Annotated in this window: 18 protein-coding genes; 8 read left to right on the top strand and 10 right to left on the bottom strand. The window is 64.5% G+C overall.

Features of this window, described 5'->3' with window-relative positions; translation table 11 throughout:
• Positions 1-15: 15 nt before the first annotated feature.
• The 4 genes from MSIMFI_RS05815 to MSIMFI_RS05800 all read left to right on the top strand — a co-directional run bounded on the left by MSIMFI_RS05815 (position 16) and on the right by MSIMFI_RS05800 (position 4,276).
• Positions 16-528, top strand: a complete 513-nt coding sequence (locus MSIMFI_RS05815) for a nuclear transport factor 2 family protein (protein ID WP_191496488.1) — start codon at positions 16-18, stop codon at positions 526-528.
• Between the two features lie 330 nt (positions 529-858).
• Positions 859-2,295 carry an FAD-binding oxidoreductase gene (locus MSIMFI_RS05810; protein WP_191496487.1) on the top strand — a complete coding sequence of 479 codons (1,437 nt, stop codon included), beginning with the start codon at positions 859-861 and terminating at the stop codon, positions 2,293-2,295.
• An 86-nt stretch (positions 2,296-2,381) separates the two neighbouring features.
• Entirely contained in the window at positions 2,382-3,770 is a 1,389-nt protein-coding gene (locus tag MSIMFI_RS05805) for an ATP-binding protein (protein WP_191496486.1), read from the top strand.
• 53 nt (positions 3,771-3,823) lie between these two features.
• The gene (locus MSIMFI_RS05800; protein WP_318187377.1) at positions 3,824-4,276 is read left to right on the top strand and encodes a PaaI family thioesterase; all 453 of its coding nucleotides are present in this window, start codon (positions 3,824-3,826) and stop codon (positions 4,274-4,276) included.
• Positions 4,277-4,303: 27 nt separating this feature from the next.
• Here MSIMFI_RS05800 and MSIMFI_RS05795 read toward each other — a convergent pair whose 3' ends face one another.
• The 5 genes from MSIMFI_RS05795 to helR form a co-directional block, all read right to left on the bottom strand.
• The gene (locus MSIMFI_RS05795; protein WP_191496485.1) at positions 4,304-4,732 is read right to left on the bottom strand and encodes a pyridoxamine 5'-phosphate oxidase family protein; all 429 of its coding nucleotides are present in this window, start codon (positions 4,730-4,732) and stop codon (positions 4,304-4,306) included.
• 63 nt (positions 4,733-4,795) lie between these two features.
• Entirely contained in the window at positions 4,796-5,587 is a 792-nt protein-coding gene (locus tag MSIMFI_RS05790) for a PIG-L deacetylase family protein (RefSeq protein WP_191496484.1), read from the bottom strand.
• Positions 5,588-5,605: 18 nt separating this feature from the next.
• The gene (locus MSIMFI_RS05785) at positions 5,606-6,463 is read right to left on the bottom strand and encodes an LLM class F420-dependent oxidoreductase (protein ID WP_191496483.1); all 858 of its coding nucleotides are present in this window, start codon (positions 6,461-6,463) and stop codon (positions 5,606-5,608) included.
• A gap of 63 nt (positions 6,464-6,526) precedes the next feature.
• Positions 6,527-7,411 (bottom strand): amidohydrolase family protein, encoded by an 885-nt coding sequence (locus tag MSIMFI_RS05780; RefSeq protein WP_191496482.1) that lies wholly within the window; start codon positions 7,409-7,411, stop codon positions 6,527-6,529.
• Positions 7,408-9,615, bottom strand: a complete 2,208-nt coding sequence (helR, locus tag MSIMFI_RS05775; protein WP_191496481.1) for an RNA polymerase recycling motor ATPase HelR — start codon at positions 9,613-9,615, stop codon at positions 7,408-7,410. Before helR ends, MSIMFI_RS05780 begins: the two co-directional genes overlap by 4 nt.
• A gap of 262 nt (positions 9,616-9,877) precedes the next feature.
• Here helR and MSIMFI_RS05770 point away from each other — a divergent pair, with 262 nt between their 5' ends.
• Positions 9,878-10,534, top strand: coding sequence for a hypothetical protein (locus MSIMFI_RS05770; RefSeq protein ID WP_224770094.1), 657 nt, complete (start codon positions 9,878-9,880; stop codon positions 10,532-10,534).
• Here MSIMFI_RS05770 and MSIMFI_RS05765 read toward each other — a convergent pair.
• Genes MSIMFI_RS05765 through MSIMFI_RS05755 form a run of 3 tightly spaced genes read right to left on the bottom strand, consistent with a single transcriptional unit; the run spans position 10,497 to position 13,583 of the window.
• On the bottom strand, positions 10,497-11,702 hold the full coding sequence (locus tag MSIMFI_RS05765) for a glycosyltransferase (RefSeq protein WP_191496479.1): 1,206 nt from the start codon (positions 11,700-11,702) through the stop codon (positions 10,497-10,499). The genes MSIMFI_RS05770 and MSIMFI_RS05765 overlap by 38 nt on opposite strands.
• A 13-nt stretch (positions 11,703-11,715) precedes the next feature.
• Positions 11,716-13,179, bottom strand: coding sequence for an FAD-dependent oxidoreductase (locus tag MSIMFI_RS05760; RefSeq protein ID WP_191496478.1), 1,464 nt, complete (start codon positions 13,177-13,179; stop codon positions 11,716-11,718).
• The gene (locus tag MSIMFI_RS05755) at positions 13,176-13,583 is read right to left on the bottom strand and encodes a hypothetical protein (protein ID WP_191496477.1); all 408 of its coding nucleotides are present in this window, start codon (positions 13,581-13,583) and stop codon (positions 13,176-13,178) included. The genes MSIMFI_RS05760 and MSIMFI_RS05755 overlap by 4 nt, the downstream gene beginning before the upstream one ends.
• A 94-nt stretch (positions 13,584-13,677) precedes the next feature.
• Here MSIMFI_RS05755 and MSIMFI_RS05750 point away from each other — a divergent pair, with 94 nt between their 5' ends.
• Complete coding sequence (locus MSIMFI_RS05750; RefSeq protein WP_191496476.1) at positions 13,678-14,235, top strand: TetR/AcrR family transcriptional regulator; 558 nt, start codon at positions 13,678-13,680, stop codon at positions 14,233-14,235.
• On the opposite strand, the gene MSIMFI_RS05745 is transcribed toward MSIMFI_RS05750, so the two are convergent.
• Positions 14,211-14,810 (bottom strand): PadR family transcriptional regulator, encoded by a 600-nt coding sequence (locus MSIMFI_RS05745; protein WP_191496475.1) that lies wholly within the window; start codon positions 14,808-14,810, stop codon positions 14,211-14,213. The two genes, MSIMFI_RS05750 and MSIMFI_RS05745, sit on opposite strands and share 25 nt — an antisense overlap.
• Positions 14,811-14,931: 121 nt before the next feature.
• Here MSIMFI_RS05745 and MSIMFI_RS05740 point away from each other — a divergent pair, with 121 nt between their 5' ends.
• Positions 14,932-15,363, top strand: coding sequence for a nuclear transport factor 2 family protein (locus MSIMFI_RS05740; RefSeq protein ID WP_191496474.1), 432 nt, complete (start codon positions 14,932-14,934; stop codon positions 15,361-15,363).
• A 2-nt stretch (positions 15,364-15,365) separates the two neighbouring features.
• Positions 15,366-16,406, top strand: coding sequence for an LLM class F420-dependent oxidoreductase (locus tag MSIMFI_RS05735; RefSeq protein WP_191496473.1), 1,041 nt, complete (start codon positions 15,366-15,368; stop codon positions 16,404-16,406).
• On the opposite strand, the gene MSIMFI_RS05730 is transcribed toward MSIMFI_RS05735, so the two are convergent.
• Positions 16,403-18,637 carry an NADP-dependent isocitrate dehydrogenase gene (locus MSIMFI_RS05730; protein WP_191496472.1) on the bottom strand — a complete coding sequence of 745 codons (2,235 nt, stop codon included), beginning with the start codon at positions 18,635-18,637 and terminating at the stop codon, positions 16,403-16,405. The genes MSIMFI_RS05735 and MSIMFI_RS05730 overlap by 4 nt on opposite strands.
• Positions 18,638-18,726 lie beyond the last annotated feature (89 nt).

The raw sequence follows: 18,726 nt of genomic DNA, 5'->3' as shown, positions 1-18,726 counted from the left end.
CGAGAGGGGAGTTCAATGTCTGTCTCCAGCCACACCACCGCTACATCGGTGATTTCGACGGCGATCACCGCCCTGCGCGCCGCCGGGGAACGCGGCGACGCCGATGCCTTCGCTGAGCTCTTGGCGCCCGACGTGGTCTTTCACTCCCCGATTACCGAGCGAGTGCGGTTCGAGGGCCGGGACGAAGTCGCAGCACTGCACCGCGATATCTTCGCCGTCCTCGAGGACATCCACACCACCGAACCACTCGCGCTCGGTGATGCGCGAGCGTTTTCGTTTCGCGGACGCGTTCGCGGGGTGCCGCTGGAAGCCATGAATCTGGTGCGCTGCAACGAGCAGGGGCAGATCGTTGACTGCAAGGTTTTCATCCGTCCGCTTACTGGTCTCGCGACGCTATTCGCGGCGCTGCCGCCGCGGGTTGCGGCGAGGCGCCGCGGACGTCTGCACGGTGCGCTCGTGGCAATCTTCGCCCGGCCTATCGCCGTTGTGTTGCGCATCGCCGACCGCTTGACGCCCAAATTGATCTAGTCCCACAGCCGCCCGGCCGCCAAACGGACTTTCGATGAATTCGGTCATTGAGCCGGATTGGGTAAAGGTTCGGGCACGTTTCAGGTGTCACGCAGCACGGCACCGCGATATTTTTCGTCCCGTCAATGACGATGCCGGGCATGACGCATTTTGCGGGATGGTGCCGGCCCGCAGCGCCCGGCTGCGCCGGCCTCGCGACCGTCAGGGCCCGATGGTGCCGGCCCGCAGCGCCCGGCTGCGCCGGCCTCGCGACCGTCAGGGCCCGATGGTGCCGGCCCGCAGCGCCCGGCTGCGCCGGCCTCGCGACCGTCACGGCTCGGGAGCCCGGCGTTGGCGCGTGAAATCTCGCGCCAGACGTTTCTACGGGGCGCCGCCGGAGCGTTGGCCGCTGGCGTGGTTTTCGGCCCCGTCCGGGCTACCGCCGATCCGAATACCTCAGGCGTGGACGGCCTATCATCCGCGCTCGGCGGGCGCGTGTTACGACCGGACGACCCCCAATTCGCAACGGCCAAACAAGTTTTCAACACCAACTACAACGGATTAACACCGGCGGTGATCGTCACCCCCACATCGTCGGCGGACGTTCAAAAAGCGATGGCATTCGCTACCGCCCACAACCTAAAGGTCGCGCCGCGCAGTGGTGGCCACTCCTATACAGGGGCATCCACGGCGAACGGCGCAATGGTGCTCGACCTGCGCCAGCTGCCCGGCGAAATCAACTACAACGCAGGGACTGGGCAGATCACGGTGACTCCCGCGACCAGTTTGTACGCGATGCACGAGGCGCTGGCTGCGGCCGGCCGGGGCATCCCGACGGGTACCTGCCCGTCGGTCGGTGCCGCTGGGCACGCCCTGGGCGGTGGAATGGGCGCCAATTCCCGGCACGCGGGCCTGCTCTGTGACCAATTGACCTCCGCCTCGGTGGTGCTGCCCAGCGGTCAGGCGGTCACCGCATCTCCCGCCAGCAATCCCGACCTGTTCTGGGCCCTGCGCGGCGGCGGTGGCGGCAACTTCGGGGTCACAACCTCGCTGACGTTCGCCACCTTCCCCGCTAAGGACGTCGACGTCGTGAACCTCAATTTCCCGCCGCAGTCGTTCGCTCAGGTCCTCGTCGGTTGGCAGAATTGGCTGCGCACCGCCGATCGAAACAGCTGGGCGCTGGCGGACGCCACCGTCGACGCGCTAGGTACGCACTGTCGAATTCTGGCGACCTGCCCGGCCGGTTCGGGCAGCAGCGCGGGGGCCGCCATCGTCTCAGCCGTGGGAGTGCAACCGACCGGTACCGAGAACCACACGTTCAACTACATGGACCTGGTGAGGTATCTGGCCGTCAATAACCTCAACCCGTCACCGCTGGGATATGTCGGCGGATCGGATGTCTTTCCCACCGTCAATTCGGCCGTCGCTCAGGGGATCGCCTCGGCTGTCGACGCCTTCCCCCGCGGGGCTGGCCGCATGTTGGCAATCATGCATGCGCTCGACGGCGCCCTCGCCAGTGTGGCGCCGGGAGCTACAGCCTATCCGTGGCGTCGGCAGTCCGCGCTAGTGCAGTGGTACGTGGAGACATCCGGTGACCCATCGGCAGCGACCGGCTGGCTCAACGCGGCACATCAAGCGGTGCAAGCGTATTCGGTTGGCGGCTATGTGAATTATCTCGAAGCGAATCAGCCGCCGTCGCGGTACTTTGGCCCGAATCTCTCCCGACTTAGCGCGGTGCGGCAGAAGTACGATCCCGGCCGGGTCATGTTCTCGGGGCTGAATTTCTAGCCGCCGTGTTCGTCAAAATCAGTTGACCTCCTGCCGGGCAGGTGCGATGGTGATCGGTTGCCCTACAACGAAACAACCACAAGACCATGACCCTCACCGACAACGAACTGACCGACCTGCCCACCGGACTGGCCGACGGCAATGACGCGCGCCGCCGGCCCATCGCCGACATCAATGCCTGGCTGGATGGCCTGGACTACGGTGTTCGTCCCGCGTTGCGCGCACTCGGCGAATTGCTGGTCGGGGTCGTCGAGCGTGAAAGTGTCGAAAGCGCAGAGCGATTCACCGCTCGCTGCTTGGGCGTGCCGGACTGCGGGCACCTACTCGATGAGGAACGCGAACTCAATCCAGTGTCCAGATTGACCGCCGCGCTGGCGCTGGCGGAATGGATCGACGAACACGAGCACGTCTGCGAGATCGGTCCGGGCGAGTGCGCCGATCCGCCGAAGTGGACGCAGACCGAGATCGGCGGCCAGCGCTACCGGCACCCACTGTGCTTGCGCGTGCATTTTCCCGCCGGGACCCTCCTGGATGACGTGGGATCCGTCATCCACATCGAGGCGCGCCAGACCGTCATGCACGACGCCCTCGTCAGCGCGTACGTGAAACCGGACGACCAGGCCCAGGCCCGCGCCGTGCTCGACCGGCTCGCCGCGCGAGCCAACGAGCTGAACCCATACCGGGGCCGGGCGGTGCGCGCCACCAACAACCGCGGATTGAGCTTCACCGTCATCGATCTGCCGTCGACCGCGACCCGCCACACCGTCATCGTCCCCCACGACGTGTGGACCGAAGTCGACCTGGGCGTCACCGCGGTGCGCGACCGCCACGAACTGCTCGCCGCGCACGGCCTCGGCGCACGGCGCGGTGTCCTGCTGTGCGGCCCGCCCGGCACCGGCAAGTCGGCGGTGAGCGCGGTCGTGGCGCGGGAGGTCGTTGGGGAGTTCACCGTGATCTATGTCGAGGCCAGGGCGGGGGCCGAACTGCTGACCGTCGTCGTGGAGGAGGCGCAACGCCTGGGCGGTCCGGTGCTGATCGTGCTGGAGGACATCGACCTGTGGTGCCGGGACCGTGCAGCCGGCGATGCCGGACTCTCGGAGCTGTTGCAGGCCATGGACGTCAAAGCCGACGCTCGCATCCTGACGTTGGCGTCCAGCAACGACGCCGCGACCTTGGACAAAGCGGCGATCCGCACCGGGAGGTTCGACTCCGTGGTGGAGGTCGGCTACCCCAACCGCGCCGACGCGGCCCGCATCCTGGCGACGCTGATCCGCACGATCCCCGGCGGCCACGCCGTCGACACGGCGGCGGTCGTGGCGGCACTACCCGAACAGACCAGCGGCAGTGACATCCGGGAAGTCGTGCGCCGGGCGGTGCTGGCGGGCGACGGCGGTACCGTCAGCTCGGAGACGCTGCTGGCCGAGGTGAGCAGCGGACGGTACCAGGCCACGGTTCCGGGAGGGATGTATCTCTGAGATCGACGGCAGTGCGTGACCGGCGGCGTGTGGCGTATGTAACGATCGACGATGTGACTGACTCGCTTGTCGAGATGATGAATGCCGGCATGGCATCGACCATTCCGACCGCCGACCAGATGGGTGTACGGGTGCTCGAGGCGGGCCGAGGATTCGCCGCGGCCAGCGTTCCGGCCGAGGGCAACGGCAACCACTTCGGTGTCATCTATGCCGGCGTTCAGTTCACCGTCGCCGAAATCCTCGGTGGCATCATCGCTTTGGCGACGTTCGACGCAAGCAAGTACTTCCCGCTGGTGAAAAAACTCGATATCACATTCGTCGGTATGGCTACCACAGCGCTACGAGCCAAGGCGAGGATGGACGACCAGACGATCACCCGCGTCGAAGCCGAGGCCGCCGCGAAGGGTAAATCCGACTACACGCTGGATGCGGTGGTCACCGATGCCACCGGTGCGGTCGTCGCTACCACCCATGGGCTGTATCAGCTACGCGCACACCGTAGTTGAGGCGGTCAATCGCGACGTTTCCAACGCCTAGAACTCATCGGAGAAATCGGCGCTGAGCCAACGGTCGGGACGGATGGTGAACAAAACGCTGTCCTGGCCGTCGAGACTACGGACGAAGGCGCGTCCACCCTCCTCACCGAGGTATCGGATGGCAATGGCCTCCCGTGCCTCCAACGGGGCCGGCGTGGTGGTCTCGACGAGGGTGCCCTCCACGACCACATATTGGTATGGCGGCTCTTCGCGTTGCACGACCAACGTCACCGCACCGGCATGCTCGATGAGCCTCGCCTTGCGAGTTGATGGGCCGGTGTTAATCCGGATGTGCCCACCGGGGGTGTAGTCGTACCAAATCGGGGCGCTGGCCGGTGGGCGGCCGTCGGCCGAATCGATTGACAGCACGGCGACGTGCTTTGCTGCAAGGAACTCTTGACGCTCGGCCTCGGTGAAAGCTTTCATGTGCGGCTCAACACGGCAGGCCCGCAAGGCTATTCCCGAGCTCGAAGTGTTTATCGCGTCAATTCAGTCGAAGATGTCGTCCTGCGGAGGCCTCGGAGGCCCCGATGGAGCGGCCGGATCGACAAACCATTCATGGCTGAAGATCAAGCCGAGCACCTGGGGCGGCAGGCGAAGCAACACGCCGAACATCCGCGCATTGAGCCCATCACCGATCTGCGATCGATGGGCAGCGAAAGCATCGCGCTTCTGCTGCGCGAACCGGCGCACGTTGATCCGATGGGTAATGGTGGCCCGCGGCGCGTATGCCGCGCGCACCACGTCGGGCTCGTAGGGTGCCGGCAGCCGCAGCAGGCGCGCAACATCCCCGATGCGGGTGAGCACTTCCCGCGGCATTGTCGCTTCGAGTACGCGTGGAGTCGCTGCCAATTCAGCGGCCCGCTGACCAACATGATGCACTTGCACGTGATCCCGGTGGCCGTACCCGCCGTTGCTCTGATAGCTGAGCAGTAGCTGCGCATCTTCGGCGCGAAGTATCGAGGCGAGCCGCTGGGCCGCCTCGTCGACATTGGCTCGACCGAACCGGACCCGTCCAGGCGGATCCGGGTAGAAGTCCGGTCCGTAGCCGCTGTCGGCGTAGTCAAGGCACTCGAGGCGGTGCACTCCGAGAATGCTTGCGCTCGACCGTAATTCATCCAGCCGCGGGTTGTCGGCCTCGTTTCCCATGCGTCCGTCGGTCGCGGTGACGACGACGACGCGATGCCCCGCCGCTGCCGCTTTCGCGAGCGTGCCGCCGGTGAGGATCACCTCGTCGTCAGGGTGGGCGTGGAAAGCGACGACCACTTGAGGCTGAGCCATGAATTGCAGTATGCAGGGTTATGCGAGCCCGGCGGCGATCCGCTCCAAGGCAGCGAGGTGGTCGTCGACATTCGCCAGGCCAGCCTTCATGGTGTTCACCGACACGTGCGTGGCCCCCGCCGCTTTCCAGGCGACGATGTCCGCCGCGGTCTTGTCGGCGTCACCGGTCCAACTAACCCGGCCTTCCATCCCGAGGTCATTGGCGTCGCGGCCAGCAACTGTTGCCGCGCGCACGACCTGCTCACGGGCGTAGTCGAGACCAGGTCCGGGTTCCATCATCGGAAACCAGCCGTCGCCAAGCCGTCCGGCGCGTTCGTAGGCGCGGTCGGACGCGGCGCCGAACCACACCGGGATGGGCCGCTGAGTAGGCAGCGGGGCTAGGCCCGCTCCCGTCACCGTGTGGTGCTCCCCGTTGAAGGTCACCGATCGCTCGGTCCACAGCTTGCGCATGACCTCGACCTGTTCCTCGGAACGCCTGCCACGGTTGGTGAACCTTTCGCCGAGCGCCTCGTATTCGACGGCATTCCAGCCCAACCCAACACCGAGCCGAAACCGCCCACCGGTGAGCAGGTCAACCTCGGCGGCCTGCTTGGCCACCAACACCGTCTGTCGCTGCGGCAGGATGATGACGCCGGTGACCAACTCCAACGAAGTGACCGCGGCGAGATAGCCGAACAGGACGAACGGCTCATGAAACGTCGAGTCGATGTTGTAGGGGCCCCACCAGCCATGATGGATGTCCGGGTCGGCGCCCACGACATGGTCGTAGGCGAGGATGTGGGTATATCCGAGTTCTTCGACGCCCTGCCCGTACGCGCGTACGACCGCGGGGTCTCCACCAAGCTCCGTCTGCGGGAACACAACTCCAATGCGCATTTAGGGTTCAACCATGCGGCACCGCAACTGCTTCCCGTATCGCGTATTCGTGATCACCCAGCGTTAGCTTCCAGGCAAACCGAAGAGGCGAGCAGCATTGTCGTGGAACACCTTTCGCAGCCACACGTCGTCGATGCCGGGTAACCGGGTCAGGACGCGCATCGCGTCGATGAAGCCATACGGGATGTTGGGAAAGTCGCTCCCAAAAAGGATGTGATCGGCGTGGTCGCGCAAGCGTCGGTATTCCGACTTTGGGAAGGGCATGGTCTCCTCCACGAACGGGGTGAACGCCATGGTGGTGTCGAGCCGCATGCCGTCGTACCGGTCGGTCAGATCGAGAAAGTCGGTGTACTCGGGCATGCCCATGTGAGCGACGACCAAGCATAGGCGGGGATGACGCTTCAGCAACGCCGTGACGGGCTCGGGGCCGGGGTGTTTGCCGGGGGCGGGACCGGATCCCCAGTGGATGACGACCGGGACGGCGGCGGCTTCGATGACGCCCCATGCCGTGTCGAGCAGCGGATCGGGGGGGGCGTAGCAGCCAACCTGAATGTGGGCCTTGAACAACCGTGCACCAGCGTCAACAGCCTGCCGGACGTAGACTTCCACGCCGGGCTCAGGGTAGAGGGTCGCCGTGTGCAGGCAATCAGGCGTCATCTCGGCGAACGCCATCGCCCACTGGTTGAGCCAGGTTGCCATCTGGGGCTTGTGGGGATAGACCAGCGACGTGAAGGCCCGCACCCCGAACGCGCGCAACGTCTCCAGCCGACGCTCCTCATCGCTGCGGTAGGCGATCGGCCATTGGCGTCCCACCAGCGGACCGGCGTCGTCGAAGTACCGCCACACCTTTTCCATCACCTGCTTAGGCATGAAATGGGTGTGCACGTCGACGATGCCTGGCAGGCCGAGCGACCGCCAGATCTGACGGACCGAATGAGCCTCATTCATCTGTTTGCCCGTTCGGCGAGTCCGGCCAAGGCCGACGGCAGGGGGCCGCGGTGCAGCACACCGAGGCGCTGGGTGGCGCGGGTGAGGGCGACGTAGAGATCGGCCGCACCGCGTGGGCCTTCGGCGAGGATTCGCTCCGGCTCCACCACCAGGACGGCGTCGAATTCGAGGCCCTTGGTTTCCGACGGCACCACCGCGCCCGGCACGTCCGCCGGCCCGATGACGACGCTGGTGCCTTCACGACCGGCCTCGTCTCGAACGAATTCCGCTATAGCAGAAGCTAATTCGTCATCTGTGATGCGTCGGGACCATGGGTGCACGCCGCACGCGCGGACCGACTCCGGTGGCTGCACACCGGGAGCGAATTGGGCGAGCAGCTCGCCTGCTACGGCCATGATCTCCGCCGGGGTGCGGTAGTTCACCGACAGCGACCGGTAGACCCAGCGGCCGGGCACGTGCGGCTCCAGCATCGTGTCCCACGATGTGGCTCCGGCCACTGAGCGGCGTTGCGCGAGATCGCCGACGACCGTGAAGGATCGGGCCGGGCAGCGCCGCATCAGCACCCGCCAGTCCATCTCGGACAGTTCCTGGGCCTCGTCGACCACGACGTGCCCGTAGGTCCAGTCCCGGTCAGCGGCGGCTCGTTCGACGAGTTGTCGGGTATCGCGTTCGTGAAAACGATCGGCGAGATCCTCCGCATATAGCAGGTCGGTTGCGAGCAGGTGATCCTCGTCGTCCATCAGGTCCTCGCGGCTGATCATGAGGTCAAGTACACCGGCTGCGTACTCGGCTTCGGCCGTGCGTTCGCGCTCGGCGGAATGGTCTGCCGGCTTGTCGCGGCCCAGCAGGTCGATAAGTTCATCGAGCAGCGGTATGTCCGACAGTGTCCAGGCTTGGCCATTGGGGCCATCTGGGCGCCACAGCGCCTGGTCGGCGCCGGCGGCTCGCAACCGCTCTGGGGAGGTGTACAGCGATGCCAACAGTGTTTCCGGTGTCAAGATCGGCCAGAGTTCGTCGAGGGCGGCGACGAACTGCGCGTTGCCCGCGAGTTCTTCGAGCAGGTCCCCACGCAGCTGCTCCCACGCTTGGCTATCTTGCCGGGTCAGCCAGCCGCGGCCGATCCGGGCGATCGCCCTTTCGGTGAGCACCCAGGTGACGATGTCGCTGAACACCGCGCGGGCGTCGTTGTGCGGTAGCCCGCTGTCGCGCGCCTCCTGGCGGGCCCACTCCGCGGTCTCGGCGTCGATGCGCACCGTGACGTCCGACAATTCGATGGGCAGCGGATCCTGCGGTAGCCGTTGCCGATCGGCGATCGCCGCCGCGAGCACGTCCAAGATCTTCAGCGAGCCCTTGAGCCGCGCGACATGCGGGGTGTCCTCGGCGGTGATGTGCAGACCGGGCACCAGGTCGCCGGTGGTCATGAACACCACTTCCGACTCGCCCAGCGACGGCAACACGCGGCCGATGTGGTTGAGGAACGCGTGATTGGGCCCAACGACGAGCACACCGTGACGTTCGAACCGCTCCCGCTGGGTGTAGAGCAGGTAAGCGACGCGGTGCAGCGCGACCACCGTCTTCCCGGTGCCAGGTCCGCCTTCGATGACGAGAACCCCCGGATGATCGAGCCGGATGATCTGGTCCTGTTCGTCCTGGATCGTGGCCACGATGTCACGCATCCCTTCGCCGCGTGGTGCGTTGACCGCCGCCAGCAGCGCTGAGTCACCGCGGCCGCCTCGCTCCGCTGCGCTGGGATGCCCAAAAACCTCGTCGGTAAAATCGAGCACTTGACGACCGCGTGTCAGGAACTGGCGGCGTCGGCGCATGTTCTCCGGACTCGCGGCCGTGGCGATGTAGAACGCGCGTGCCGCGGGTGCCCGCCAATCGAGCAACAGCGGCTCGTGCTCGTTGTCCTCATCGAAAATTCCGATCCGGCCGATATATAGGCGTTCGCCCGAAAGGCTGTCCAACCGGCCAAAACACAGCCCGTTGTCGGCGATGTCCAGCCGCTTCACCGCCCTGGCCAGTGAACGCACCTCGACATCTCGTTGGACGAGGGTCCCGCCGTCCTGGACATCGATCGGGCCGCGCAGCGCCGCGTTGTAGTTAGCCCTCAATCGCACGCGCTCGGCGTCGAGCCGCGTGTAGAGCCCGGCTACATAGCTTCGCTCGGACCGCAATTCGTCGTCGTACCGTTGAGCTGACACATTCCCCCATTCCGCAGCTTCTGGCCCAGGTCAGCGATTGTGCAGCATGACCCGGGTCTTGCCGCAAGCCCCGGGGTCCGAGATACGGTGGAATGGGATTAATCATTGTCGTGTCGCGGCGCATGACGACTTGCGGGTGCCATAGGGTGCGAATAAAGGGCAGTGCATTTAGGAAGCAAATCAAATGGACCTCGACCGCATTACCCATCCGTTGCGACTGGCCAGCGGATCCCACCAGCCCGGATCCGCCAAAGGGTGTGCCATGAACGCGATTTCATACATCAATGGCGACGCGCACATCACCGACTTTCCAGCGACTTCGGCGCGCCCGCTGGCCGCGTTCGTTCAGTTGTGCAATGACACGCTGGCTGGGCCCGACGGCCACCTGTCGCCAGAAGACAGCGTGCTGGCACTCGACCTGGGTTGGCTGACGGTAGGAACCGCCGAATTCACCGACAAGGTGATGCATACCTGGGTGGACAAACTGTTGACCAGTCCACCGTGGGGTGTCGTTCGATACGCCAGCAATGCCGCGGCCGAAGCGATCAACGACATTGCCGAACTACATCGCAGGCTTGCCCCCGGCGACATGCCGTCGATCGCCGCATGGGACGGCGCCGCCCGCAACGCACGCGACATAAGTGCGAGGTTGCCCGTGGGTGCCGAACGCTATGCGCTCCGCGCGGCATACCAGTCAACCGCACTGGTTGACACCGACGACACGGCCACGCTCGACGCCGTAACCGGCAACGCCCTGCGTGCCCACAGACTGGCGGTCGCCGAAACCGATCCCAGGCGGATCGTCGAAGTCACGCGCCAGGCTATTCGATCGTGGCGCCGTCTGGCGGGGCTCAGCGTTGTCAGCAACACTCCGATACCGGTCACGGGTGCCGTGCGGCGCGTCGGGATAGCGGCGTAACAAGCTGTTCGAGCAGATCGCCGGCTGTGGCAACGCTTTTGGTGGGAGCGGTCATCTGCGCGGCCATTTCACGGGCCTTAGCAACGCATGGCGGAGCCAAAATGGCACGCAGGTCCGCCACCAGTGAATCCTGGGTGGTGGCTGAAAAGGGCTGCGCAGCACCGACTTCCAGTTGTGTGATCGCGGCTGCCCAGATCGGTTGATCGAGCCAGAGCCAGAGGATCAACATTGGTATACCCGCCCGCATGCATGCGGCGGTAGTGCCGGCGCCCCCATGGTGGACGACCGCGCGGCACGCCGGAAGGATGGCCGCGTGGTTCACGTCGTCGACCATCTTTACGTGGCCGGGTTGCGGAAGCCCGTGGAAGTCGTTCGGCCCACTGCAAATTAGCGCGCGCTCGCCCAGTCGCTCACAGGCCCCGCTGATCATGGCGACCGTATCAGCGGCCGACGCAATCGGTGTGCTGCCGAAGCCGAAGTAGATTGGCGGCGTTCCGGCGGCGATCCAGGACAGCACCTCATCGTCGGAATTGGTCGGCAACTGCAGCGTCAGCGCTCCGACGAAGGGCCGTCGACGGTCCGGTTCCACCCATTCGAATGCCGGCCCGGGCAAGCAGAGCTCGTCGTAGGCCTGGATCTCCAGTGGTGGTGTCAAAGGTCCGGATGACTCCGGCAAGCCCAGTGCGCGGCGTTGCGCGTCTTCCGCCGCCTTCGCTATAAGCGGTGCCGGGCCTCCAGATGCCCAGATCCGCGCCGGGAAGAAGTGCAGCGCCGCCAGCGGAATACCATGGTACTCAGCGACATTGGCGGCCAATCCCTGTTCGTTGAAGCTCGTCACGAGCAGATCGGCCCCGTCCGTCAGTGACGTCAGCGCCGTGCTCTTCTCCGCGTGGACGTGGCTAACGTGCTCAATGACTTGCGTTAGCATGCTGATCGGATTCTGGATGTTGGTCGCTAGGTTGCGGACCAGATTGGATGCCGGGTTCATCTGCTCCCGTGAGTCCGGCCCGTAGGCGGCCGCAGCGAGACCCGCCGATTCGACGAAGCCAACCATGTTGGGCGGGACCGCCATGTGCACGTCATGGCCTCGGTGCAGCAGCTCCCGGCCAACGGCGGCGCAGGGTTCGACATCGCCGCGACTTCCGTAGCCCGCCAGCACAACTTTCATCGCTGTATGCACACTACCGTGCACGCTGGGCGCGAGCGGGCACACAAGAAACTGGTCCCGTCCACCGGGTAAGAGCCGCGGACCATGCGGCCCGATCGGCCGAGTCGCCGGCCCACGCTGCGTAGCCGTCGGGCCGGACCAATACAGCTGGACCGCGATCGGAGCGTTCCGCCTGGAATGCCGCTACTTCAACCGGAGTCGCAGCGTGCTCGCGAACGAAAACAAAGCCGGGCTGACGTTGTAGTTGTGTGAGTCGGCCTTGCGTCAACGGAATCTGCGTCGCACGGGCGCCTACCAGACGGCTCTCGCGGCTGCGACGCGCGTACCGCAACGTCGTTCCCGCGAAGCTGCCGGCTACCGCGTCGCGCGCGCGGGGGACACGAAGTAACTTGGGCACCAAGAGGTTTCGAATCAGTCGAGCACCTCGCGGATGAAGCGTAATGGCACGCGCCATGAGTCCGGACTGCAGCAGCACCCGCTTGCCAATCGGATGACGTTCGTCGTGGTAGCTGTCAAGCACGGCGTCGTCGGCACCCCCGATCACCGCGTCGATCTTCCACGCGAGGTTTGCCGCGTCCTGAATTCCGGTGTTCATGCCCTGCCCGCCCATGGGGGAGTGAACGTGGGCCGCGTCTCCGGCCAAGAACACGCGACCATGCCGGTATTGCGCGACTTGTCGTTCGTCGCAATGGAATCGGGACTTCCACCCCACATCGATCATGCCGGGGTCCATGCCCATTGCCCGTGTCAAGATGGCGACGATCTCCCCCCGGTCCACCGGTGCGTTGTCGGGCACTTGATTGCTGCGGTCCCATAGCATCGCCCGGTACCACGAAGATCCGTACGGGGCCAGGAACGCGAACACGTCGCGGGTGCTGTTCAGCGTGAGCCCGCCATCGGATGGTCCGCGCGACAGCTTCACATCGGCGAGCACGACCGACGACAGGACCGGCTTACCCCGAAAATCCGCGCCTACCAAGGCGCGAACGGTGCTGTGTGCCCCGTCGGCGCCGATCACATAGCGCGCCCGCCAGCGGGAGCGCTGGTCGGCTTCCGCCCGTACGGTCACCATCACGCCATCAGCATCCTGCTCGACTCCGATGACCTCGATGCCACGCCGGATTTCGGCGCCCTGCGCGCCGGCGTACCCGACCAGCGCCCGATCAACATTGGTCTGCGCCGTGATCATCACGAATCGATAGGGCGAATCCAGGTGCGTGAGGTCAATGCGGGCACCGGCGAAGATTGTGACCCCCGGCGCCCTGTGCGAGTGCTCTAACAGGTCGTCAGCGAGTCCGCGGGCGTCGAGAACTTCAAGCGTGCGCGCCATCGTGGCAAACGCGCGGCTCGACGGGTTGACCGTTGGCCAGCGCTCCAGGACGGCGACTGAGCGACCCGCCCGTGCGAGGTCACCGGCGGCCGTCAGCCCCGTCGGCCCCGCGCCGACGACCAGGACGTCAACTTCGCGCGTGGTCATCGCGTCACCGCCTCCGGATATGGATACCAGCGGCGGATATCGTCGGGGGTCGCGGTGGCCGCGCGATTGAAAACGAAGCGGCAGCCGGGCTGGGTGATGTGTGCGGCGTTGACGACCGACTCGAACAGCAGCGTGTTGCTCGCGACCAGCCGCACGCCGGCACCGATGAGCACCGCGTCATAGCGTGTGGCGCCGAGCCACCGACGGGCTTTCTCGGCGCCCGCTTCGCCGAAGGCGATAAGGCAGTTGTCGACGTGATAGCCGGCGGCGCGCAGCGCCGCGACGTTGTCGTCGTTGGCGGCCCGTAGCTTCTCCTTGGACAGGCCGGGGAATTGGGCGAAGTCGGCGGACGAGTAGTCAATGACCTCGGGGTCGAGTCCGATCTGGATGGCTGTGACGGTCATTATCGACCTCCTGCCAGGGAGTTCAACAATTGTTGAACTCAACCATACGACTCGAAGCGTGCGGTGTCAACAGTTGTTGAATACACTGCTCGACATGGCGACGAAGGTGCGTGATGGCGAGGCCACCCGAGCGACGATCCTGGCCGCTGCGCGAGCGCAGTTCGGGAACCATGGCTTTGAGCGCACCACCATTCGTTCGGTCGCATCGGAGGCCGGCGTCGATCCCGCGCTCGTCATGCACTACTTCGGCAGTAAGGCAGAACTCTTCGCAGCGGCATCCCGATTCGACATCACATTTCCCGATCTCTCCGATGTCGCACCCGACAGCGTTGCCGACGTGCTCGTTCCGATGTTCGTCGGCGTTTGGGGTCCTCAGGGGCCATTTCTTCCACTGTTACGCGCGGCCGCGACAAACCGCGCCGCCGCAGACGCCCTACTCGAGGTGTTTGTCGACCGGGTGGCCCCCGCACTGGCCGTGGTCGTTGCCGACCGCGCTGCCGAGCGTGCTGCCCTCGTGGGATCGCAACTGCTTGGCCTCGCGGTGGCTCGCTACATCCTGTGCATCCCTGCGCTCGCCGACATGGACGACGCAACCCTCATTGACTGGCTGCGACCGGTGCTAGCCCACTACCTCGCGGGCCCCGCGCCATAGGCGAATGGTTCGCCCGAGTCATGCCGGTGCCGACGTTCGATGACGGTCAGCGCGTGTTCGGCCCACCGAATGTTCTCTTGCTCGAACGAGATTCCGCGTTGCAGCGTCAGGTAGGGTCCCACTCGTTCGGCTTCTGCCAAGAAGGCTTGCTCGGTGCGACCGTCGAGCATGCGGTTCCGTATCCGTTCGTAGCGTTGCAGTTTGGCTGTGGCCCATTGCAATCGTTCGGCGATGAAGTCGCGGACGGCCTGCGTATCGCCGGCGTCGGCGGCCTGGACTTTGACCAGCAGCTCATCGCGGATCACCGATGGTTTGGGCGGCCGGGCCGTGAATTGCCGGATCGCTTCGTGGCCCGCCTCGGTCAGTGAGTACATGCGTTTGTTGGGTCGGCGCTCTTGGTGAACGACGCGCGCTTGAATGAGTCCTTGCTCGGCAAGCCGGTCGAGTTCGCGATACAGCTGCTGCGGGGTGGCCATCCAGAAGTTCGCCACCGACGCATCGAAGACCTTGGCCAGGTCGTATCCCGACGACTCACCCTCCAGGAGTGCGGCCAACACCGCGTCTCGGAGCGACATCGGCTGATAGTACAACAACACTACTAATCAACAAAATGATTAATCGCCTATAGACATACTGACGAAACCCCTCTAGCGTCAATCACGCCTACTCAACAAATTGACTATGTGAGGTGTGCTGATGCATCCCTTCCGCAAGGCAGTCGAGGATCGCGACGAGGCTGCCATCCAGGCGATGCTGTCCGAAACCGTGGTGTTCAACAGCCCGGTGGCATTCAAGCCGTACATCGGCAAGCCGATCACGGCCGCGATTCTGCGCGGTGTGCTGCGGGTGTTCGAAGACTTTCACTATGTTCGCGAAATCGCCGACAGCAACGGACACGACCATGCGTTCGTGTTCGAGACCGGGATACGCGGTGTATCGGGCACCAGGATCACCGGTTGCGACTTTCTGCACTTCGACGACGACGGTCTGATCGACGACTTCATGGTGATGGTGCGGCCGTTGTCGGGTGCGACGGCGTTGTCCGAGGCGATGGGGGCCCAATTCGATCGGATCCAGCGAGAAGCTGTGGAACTGGCCGAAGAGTTCGCCCACGCGAAGGCGGGTTGATCATGCGGATCGGATTGGCCATCAACTACGCGGGTGGCTTCAAGGAAGTGGCAGCCGAAGTGGCCGAGCTTGAGCGCGCCGGTTTGGATATTGTCTTTGTCCCCGAGGCGTATTCGTTCGACGCGGTTAGTGCGCTGGGCTACCTGGCCGCCAGCACTGAGCGGGTGCAGCTGGCCTCGGGCATCCTGCAGCTGTACACCCGAACACCCACGTTGACCGCGATGACCGCGGCCGGGCTCGACTACGTTTCCGACGGCCGCTTTACGCTCGGCCTGGGCGCCTCGGGCCCACAAGTCATCGAGGGTTTCCACGGCGTGCCCTATGACGCCCCGATCGCCCGCACCCGCGAAGTCATCGAGATCTGCCGTCGGGTGTGGCGTCGCGAGAACCTGCAATACCAGGGCAAGCATTACACGATTCCGCTGCCCGCCGACCAGGGCACCGGCCTGGGTAAACCGCTCAAGATCATCAATCACCCTGTCCGCGAACGCATCCCGATCCTAGTTGCCGCGCTCGGCCCGAAGAACGTTGAGCTGGCCGCCGAAATCGCCGAGGGCTGGCAGCCGATCTTCTTTCTGCCGGAGAAGGCCCAGCAGGTGTGGGGCCAGGCTTTGGCCGCAGGCCGGGCCAAACGCGACTCTGTGTTGGGTGAGCTCGACGTGTACGCCGGCCCAATGCTGGCCATTGGAGAAGACGTCGAGCCGCTACGCGAATTCGTCAAACCGCAGCTGGCCCTCTACATCGGCGGAATGGGAGCCAAGGGCAAGAACTTCTATCACGCCCTGGCCACCAACTATGGCTACGGACCTCAAGCCGATCGCATTCAAGAGCTCTATCTAGCGGGCGACAAGGACGGCGCCGCCAAGGCCGTGCCCGATGAGCTCGTGCGAGACATCAACCTGATCGGCGCACCCGGGTTCGTCCAAGAACGCGTCGCGGCGTTTCGCGAGGCCGGCGTTACCACCCTGAACGTGGTGCCCATCGCGGGAACGCCGGCCGAGCGGGTCAAGCTCATCGGGATGCTTCGCGAACTGATCGACTAAAACGCCGCCGCCAGTGCTGTGTTGAACGTTTTGCTCGGCCGCATCACCGCCGCGGTCTTGTCGGGGTCCGGTGCGTAGTAACCGCCGATGTCAACCTCTTCGCCCTGTGCCTCGTTGAGTTCGGCCACGATGATCTCTTCGTTCTTGGTCAACTCATCGGCGAGTGCGGTGAAGCGCTTTTGCAGCTCCTCGTCCTCGGTCTGCGCGGCGAGTTCTCGCGCCCAGTACATGGCGAGATAGAACTGGCTTCCCCGGTTGTCCAGCTCACCGGTCTTGCGCGACGGGCTCTTGTTGTTCTCCAGGAGCTTGCCCGTAGCGGCATCCAGCGTCTTGGCCAGGATCTTGGCCCGCTTGTTGTCGGTCTTGATGCCCATGTCTTCCAGGCTGGCGCCCAGAGCGAGGAACTCACCGAGTGAATCCCAGCGCAGATGATTCTCCTCCACGAGCTGCTTGACGTGCTTGGGCGCCGAACCGCCGGCCCCCGTTTCGTACATGCCGCCGCCGGCCATCAGCGGCACGATGGACAGCATCTTGGCGCTGGTGCCCAGCTCGAGAATCGGGAACAGGTCGGTGAGGTAGTCGCGCAGGATGTTGCCGGTGGCGGCGATGGTGTCCAGCCCGCGCATCAGCCGTTCCAGCGTGTACCGCATGGCCCGCACCTGCGACATGATCTGGATGTCGAGGCCCTCGGTGTCGTGATCCTTTAGGTATCTCTTGACCTTCTTGATCAACTCGTTCTCGTGCGGCCGATAAGGGTCCAGCCAAAACAACACCGGCATGCCCGACAGACGTGCGCGGGTGACCGCCAGCTTGACCCAGTCTCGGATCGGCGCGTCTCTGACGATGGGCATACGCCAGATGTCGCCGGTTTCGACATTCTGCGTCATGAGCACTTCGCCGGTGGCCAGGTCGACGATGTTGGCGACGCCGTCCTCGGGAATCTCGAATGTCTTGTCGTGTGAGCCGTACTCTTCGGCCTGCTGCGCCATCAGGCCGACGTTGGGGACGGTACCCATGGTGACCGGATCGAAGGCGCCGTTGGTCTTACAGAAGTTGATGAGTTCTTGGTAGATGCGGGCGAAGGTGGACTCCGGCATCACGGCCTTGGTGTCCTTGGTCCGCCCGTCGGCGCCGTACATCTTGCCGCCCGCGCGGATCATTGCCGGCATCGAGGCGTCCACGATCACGTCACTGGGCGAATGGAAGTTCGTGATTCCCTTGGCCGAATCGACCATGGCGAGCTCCGGGCGGTGCTCGTGGCAGGCGTGCAGGTCTCGGATGATCTCGTCGTGTTGCGATGCGGGCAATGATTCGATCTTGTTGTAGAGATCGACCATCCCGTTGTTGACGTTTACGCCCAGTTCATCGAACAGCTCTTGGTGCTTGGCGAACGCATCCTGGTAAAAGACCTTCACGGCATGGCCGAAGACGATGGGGTGCGAGACCTTCATCATCGTCGCCTTAACGTGCAGCGAGAACATCACGCCGGTCTTGCGGGCGTCCTCCATTTGCTCTTCATAGAACTCGCACAATGCCTTCTTGCTCATGAACATGCTGTCGATGATGTCGCCCTCTTGCAGCGACTCCTCGGGCTTGAGCACGATCGTCTTGCCGCTCTTGGTCAGCAGTTCCATCTTCACGTTGCGCGCGCGGTCCAGTGTCATCGACTTTTCGCCGTGATAGAAGTCGCCGTGCTTCATCGTCGCCGCATGGGTGCGCGAAGCCATTGACCACTCGCCCATGCTGTGGGGGTGCTTACGCGCGTATTCCTTGACCGCCTTGGGCGCGCGGCGGTCCGAGTTTCCTTCCCGCAGTACGGGATTCACAGCGCTGCCCAGGACATTGGCATAGCGCTTGCGTAGCTGTCGTTCTGCGTCGGTCTTCGGATTCTCCGGATAGTCCGGTAGCTTGTAGCCCTTGCCCTGTAGTTCCTTGATGGCAGCCACGAGCTGCGGCACCGACGCGCTGATGTTCGGCAGCTTGATGATGTTGGTGTCGGGGGACTGCGTGAGCCGGCCCAGTTCGGCAAGGTTGTCGGGCACCCGCTGCTCTTCGGTCAGGCAATCGGGAAACTCGGCCAGGATACGGGCGGCCAGCGAGATGTCACTGGCCTCGATCTTGATACCCGCAGGCTCGGCGAAGGCACGCACGATCGGCAAAAAGGCGTAGGTCGCCAACAGTGGCGCCTCGTCGGTCAGCGTGTAAATGATGGTCGGCTGCTCGGCGCTCATGGTTTTTCTCCCGGCGTCACTGTCGGTCAGATTTCGAAAAGACTCCGCGTTGCAACGACTATCTGCCATCGATAGGCCATTGCGTACTC

Source organism: Mycobacterium simulans, from assembly GCF_900232995.1.
GTDB lineage: Bacteria > Actinomycetota > Actinomycetes > Mycobacteriales > Mycobacteriaceae > Mycobacterium > Mycobacterium simulans.
The sequence above is the reverse complement of the archived record's forward strand: the minus strand, read 5'-3'. Positions and strand labels throughout refer to the sequence as shown.

What these genes read in the sequence shown, in the direction of transcription:
- MSIMFI_RS05765 (WP_191496479.1), bottom strand. Translation starts at nt 11,702, where the DNA reads ATGAAAGTTGTGCTGGCGGGCTACGGAAGTCGCGGCGATGTCGAACCC.
- MSIMFI_RS05745 (WP_191496475.1), bottom strand. Translation starts at nt 14,810, where the DNA reads ATGTCGCTCCGAGACGCGGTGTTGGCCGCACTCCTGGAGGGTGAGTCG.
- MSIMFI_RS05790 (WP_191496484.1), bottom strand. Translation starts at nt 5,587, where the DNA reads ATGGCTCAGCCTCAAGTGGTCGTCGCTTTCCACGCCCACCCTGACGAC.
- MSIMFI_RS05730 (WP_191496472.1), bottom strand. Translation starts at nt 18,637, where the DNA reads ATGAGCGCCGAGCAGCCGACCATCATTTACACGCTGACCGACGAGGCG.
- MSIMFI_RS05750 (WP_191496476.1), top strand. Translation starts at nt 13,678, where the DNA reads ATGGCGACGAAGGTGCGTGATGGCGAGGCCACCCGAGCGACGATCCTG.
- MSIMFI_RS05815 (WP_191496488.1), top strand. Translation starts at nt 16, where the DNA reads ATGTCTGTCTCCAGCCACACCACCGCTACATCGGTGATTTCGACGGCG.
- MSIMFI_RS05785 (WP_191496483.1), bottom strand. Translation starts at nt 6,463, where the DNA reads ATGCGCATTGGAGTTGTGTTCCCGCAGACGGAGCTTGGTGGAGACCCC.
- MSIMFI_RS05795 (WP_191496485.1), bottom strand. Translation starts at nt 4,732, where the DNA reads ATGAAAGCTTTCACCGAGGCCGAGCGTCAAGAGTTCCTTGCAGCAAAG.
- MSIMFI_RS05735 (WP_191496473.1), top strand. Translation starts at nt 15,366, where the DNA reads ATGCGGATCGGATTGGCCATCAACTACGCGGGTGGCTTCAAGGAAGTG.
- MSIMFI_RS05770 (WP_224770094.1), top strand. Translation starts at nt 9,878, where the DNA reads ATGAACGCGATTTCATACATCAATGGCGACGCGCACATCACCGACTTT.
- MSIMFI_RS05805 (WP_191496486.1), top strand. Translation starts at nt 2,382, where the DNA reads ATGACCCTCACCGACAACGAACTGACCGACCTGCCCACCGGACTGGCC.
- MSIMFI_RS05780 (WP_191496482.1), bottom strand. Translation starts at nt 7,411, where the DNA reads ATGAATGAGGCTCATTCGGTCCGTCAGATCTGGCGGTCGCTCGGCCTG.
- MSIMFI_RS05755 (WP_191496477.1), bottom strand. Translation starts at nt 13,583, where the DNA reads ATGACCGTCACAGCCATCCAGATCGGACTCGACCCCGAGGTCATTGAC.
- MSIMFI_RS05740 (WP_191496474.1), top strand. Translation starts at nt 14,932, where the DNA reads ATGCATCCCTTCCGCAAGGCAGTCGAGGATCGCGACGAGGCTGCCATC.
- MSIMFI_RS05760 (WP_191496478.1), bottom strand. Translation starts at nt 13,179, where the DNA reads ATGACCACGCGCGAAGTTGACGTCCTGGTCGTCGGCGCGGGGCCGACG.